A 3,967-nucleotide genomic window follows, 5' to 3' on the forward strand; every position below is an offset into this window, starting at 1 on the left:
GCTTCAGCGAGCGGCTCGGGCAGCGCGTAGCTAGCGTAGCCGCCTGAAGGCGGCGCACTCGTCGCGCCCGGCCTAGCTGGGCCGGCATTCTGGCGATACACATGACGACCAAAAAAGTAACGCTCAAATCGGTGTTTCTGACTGGCCTGCTGGTGCTGGTGCCGTTGGCCATCACCTTGTGGGTGCTCGGTCTGATTATCGGCACCATGGATCAGACGCTGCTGTTGCTGCCCGAGTCATGGCAGCCGGAGCGGCTGTTCGGTTTCCGCCTGCCGGGGCTGGGTGCGGTGCTGACACTGGCGTTCATTTTCATCGTTGGCTTATTGACGCAAAACTTCATCGGGCAGAAGCTCGTGAAGTGGTGGGAACTGCTGGTTGGGCATATTCCAGTGGTCGGTCCGATCTATACCAGCGTCAAGCAGGTGTCGGATACCTTGTTGTCCAGCAGCGGCAATGCGTTTCGCAAGGCCTTGCTGATCGAGTATCCGCGTAAGGGTTCCTATACGATAGCGTTTTTGACCGGGATTCCGGGCGGCGACGTAGTCAACCACTTGAAGGAAGATCACGTCAGCGTGTACGTGCCGACCACGCCGAATCCGACGTCCGGCTTCTTCCTGATGGTGCCCAAGAGCGAGGTCGTAGAACTGGATATGACAGTCGACGCCGCGCTCAAGTACATTGTCTCGATGGGCGTGGTTGCGCCGTCCGCGCCTACGGCGCCGGTGCGCCGCACCACCATTGAGCCGCCGATGTAATGCCAGCGCGCATTGTTTCAGTTTCATGCGATGCGCGCCGTTCAACTCATGCATAAAGAAAGATAAACATCATGTCGATGCGATCTGAATACTGCGGTCTGGTGACCGAAGAATTGTTGGGCCAAACCGTGTCGCTGTGCGGCTGGGTGAGCCGCCGCCGTGACCATGGCGGCGTTATCTTCATCGATCTGCGCGACCGCGAAGGCCTCGTTCAGGTCGTGTGCGACCCGGATCGCGCGGAGATGTTCAAGACTGCCGAAGGCGTGCGCAATGAGTTCTGCGTGCAGATCAAGGGTCTCGTGCGTAATCGTCCGGAAGGCACGACCAATGCCGGTCTGAAGAGCGGCAAGATCGAAGTGCTGTGCCAGGAACTGACCGTGCTGAACGCGTCGGTCACGCCGCCGTTCCAGCTCGACGACGATAACCTGTCGGAAACCACGCGCCTCACGCATCGCGTGCTCGACCTGCGCCGTCCGCAAATGCAGCACAACCTGCGTCTGCGTTATCGCGTCGCGATCGAAGTGCGCAAGTATCTGGACGCGCAAGGCTTCATCGACATCGAAACGCCGATGCTCACGAAGAGCACGCCAGAAGGCGCACGCGACTATCTCGTGCCGTCGCGTACCAACCCGGGCCAGTTCTTCGCGCTGCCGCAGTCGCCGCAGCTCTTCAAACAGCTGCTGATGGTCGCCAACTTCGACCGTTACTACCAGATCGTCAAGTGCTTCCGCGACGAAGACCTGCGCGCTGATCGTCAGCCGGAATTCACGCAGATCGACTGCGAAACCTCGTTCCTCACCGAACAGGAAATTCGTGACCTGTTCGAAGACATGATCCGTCACGTCTTCAAGGTGACGATTGGGGTCGATCTCGGTGAAAAGTTCACGGTCATGCAGTACTCGGAAGCGATGCGCCGCTTTGGTTCAGACAAGCCGGACCTGCGCGTGAAGCTCGAATTCACCGACCTGACCGACGCGGTCAAGGACGTCGACTTCAAGGTGTTCAGTGTCCCGGCCAACACCAAGGACGGCCGCGTCGCTGCGCTGCGCGTGCCGAAGGGCAGCGAACTGTCGCGTGGCGATATCGACAGCTACACGGAATTCGTGCGCATCTACGGCGCGAAGGGTCTGGCCTGGGTCAAGGTCAACGAAGTCGCGAAGGGTCGGGACGGTCTGCAAAGCCCGATCGTCAAGAACCTGCACGACGACGCAGTCAAGGCGATCATCGAGCGCACCGGTGCGCAAGACGGCGATATCATTTTCTTTGCGGCGGATCGTGCGAAGGTCGTCAACGACAGCCTCGGCGCCCTGCGTCTGAAGATCGGCCATTCGGAATTCGGCAAGGCCAACGGCCTCGTCCAGACCGGCTGGCAGCCGCTGTGGGTGGTGGACTTCCCGATGTTCGAGTACGACGAGGAAGAAAACCGCCACGTCGCCGCGCATCACCCTTTCACGAGCCCCAAGGACGAGCACCTCGAGTATCTGGAAACGGATCCGGGCCGCTGCCTCGCGAAGGCTTACGACATGGTGTTGAACGGCTGGGAAATCGGCGGCGGTTCGGTGCGTATCCACCGCGAAGAAGTCCAGAGCAAGGTGTTCCGCGCACTGAAGATCAACGCTGAAGAAGCCCGTGCGAAGTTCGGCTTCCTGCTCGACGCGCTGCAGTACGGCGCGCCGCCGCATGGCGGTATCGCGTTTGGTCTCGACCGCATCATCACGATGATGGCCGGCGCCGATTCGATCCGCGACGTGATCGCCTTCCCCAAGACGCAGCGCGCACAGGATCTGCTCACGCAGGCGCCGAGCGAAGTGGACGAGCGCCAGTTGCGCGAGTTGCACATCCGTCTGCGTCAGCCTGAAGCCAAGGCGTAATGCAGATGGTTGCATGAGCAGAAAAGTAGACCAATGAAGTTACCGAAAAAGGCGCGCGATGCGCCTTTTTCGTTTTTTGCGTTACAGTCGAAGCAAGTACGCAGAGCAACGCGCGAGGCAACGAGCGCAGCGAACGTACCAAGAATAACCGTCGACCGACATGTACCGCGCGCCGTGAGCGCCTAGCCTTATCGCCATGCCGAAACCGCCGAAGATCCCCGAGTCTGTTCTTGTCGTCATTCATACCCCGGCGCTCGAGGTGCTGATTATCGAGCGCGCCGACCGCGCCGGTTTCTGGCAATCGGTGACGGGCTCCAAAGATACGCTCGACGAGCCGCTCGCCGAGACCGCGGCACGCGAAGTGGCCGAGGAGACTGGCATTGTCGTCGGCAGTGCAGCCGTGCCGCGCGACGCGCTGTTCGACTGGTGCTATCAGATCGAGTACGAAATCTATCCGGTCTGGCGGCATCGCTATGCCGAGGGCGTGACGCTCAATACCGAACACTGGTTCAGCCTGCAGGTGCCTGACCGCTGCGAGGTGACGCTGGCGCCGCTCGAACATACGGCCTCCCTGTGGCTGCCGTACGAAGAAGCCGCCGAGCGCTGCTTTTCGTCATCGAATGCCGACGCGATCCTGCAGTTACCTCAGCGCCTGAAGGGGCGTGCCCAGTGAGCTCAGGCGGCGCGCGGCATTTTGCGCGACTTCGCCATAGTCTGTTTGGGCGGCGTTACTGGTCGCGGTACCGCTTCACCGCCGGTAACAACGTCAAACTGTTTCGCTCCGGGGAAGGTTTTTTTGCTTCGCTGGTTGCCCGGATCGATGCTGCCGAGAACGATGTTGTCCTCGAAACCTACATCTTCTGCAACGACGAAGCCGGCCAGGCGGTCAGCGCCGCCTTGCTGCGCGCCGCGGACCGCGGCGTGCGCGTACGCGTGATTACGGATGGCATCGGCACGGCGCGCCTCGCGCTTTTCAACGACTGGCCCGGGCGAGGGGTGGAACATCTGATCTACAACCCGCATTTGTTTGGCCGCTTTGGCTTCTCGCGGACTCACCGCAAGCTGGCCGTGGTCGATGACAGTTTCGCGTGGTGCGGCGGCATCAATATCGTTGACGACTACCAGAACGAGGGTGTGCGCTTGCCGTATCGGCGCTGGGACTTCGCCCTGGAATTGCAAGGGCCGGTGGTTGAAGACGTACGCGACGCGCTGGAGGCGCAGTGGCACCGCGTTCGGTTCGGACACCGGCCGGTCGAGTCGCTTCAACCGGATTTCACGCTCAAGGATGACCCGAGTCCCGGCGCGCCGAGTCGCGGCCGCAACCGCAGCGCCGATCTGCGC

General features: G+C 61.2%; 4 protein-coding genes. All 4 read left to right on the forward strand.

All coding sequences use genetic code 11. The features are described from left to right. Positions 1-101 precede the first annotated feature (101 nt). The gene (locus tag WCA85_RS21430; protein WP_424066876.1) at positions 102-755 is read left to right on the forward strand and encodes a DUF502 domain-containing protein; all 654 of its coding nucleotides are present in this window, start codon (positions 102-104) and stop codon (positions 753-755) included. A gap of 71 nt (positions 756-826) precedes the next feature. Beyond that, entirely contained in the window at positions 827-2,626 is a 1,800-nt protein-coding gene (gene aspS / locus WCA85_RS21435) for an aspartate--tRNA ligase (RefSeq protein ID WP_424066877.1), read from the forward strand. Between the two features lie 196 nt (positions 2,627-2,822). Continuing rightward, complete coding sequence (gene nudB, locus WCA85_RS21440; RefSeq protein WP_424066878.1) at positions 2,823-3,299, forward strand: dihydroneopterin triphosphate diphosphatase; 477 nt, start codon at positions 2,823-2,825, stop codon at positions 3,297-3,299. Then, positions 3,296-3,967 (forward strand): phospholipase D-like domain-containing protein (locus WCA85_RS21445; RefSeq protein ID WP_424066879.1); only part of this gene is annotated, 672 nt, incomplete at its 3' end. The genes nudB and WCA85_RS21445, both read left to right, overlap by 4 nt.

Origin of the sequence: Paraburkholderia sp. (genome assembly GCF_049581445.1) — a bacterium.
Lineage (GTDB): Bacteria > Pseudomonadota > Gammaproteobacteria > Burkholderiales > Burkholderiaceae > Paraburkholderia.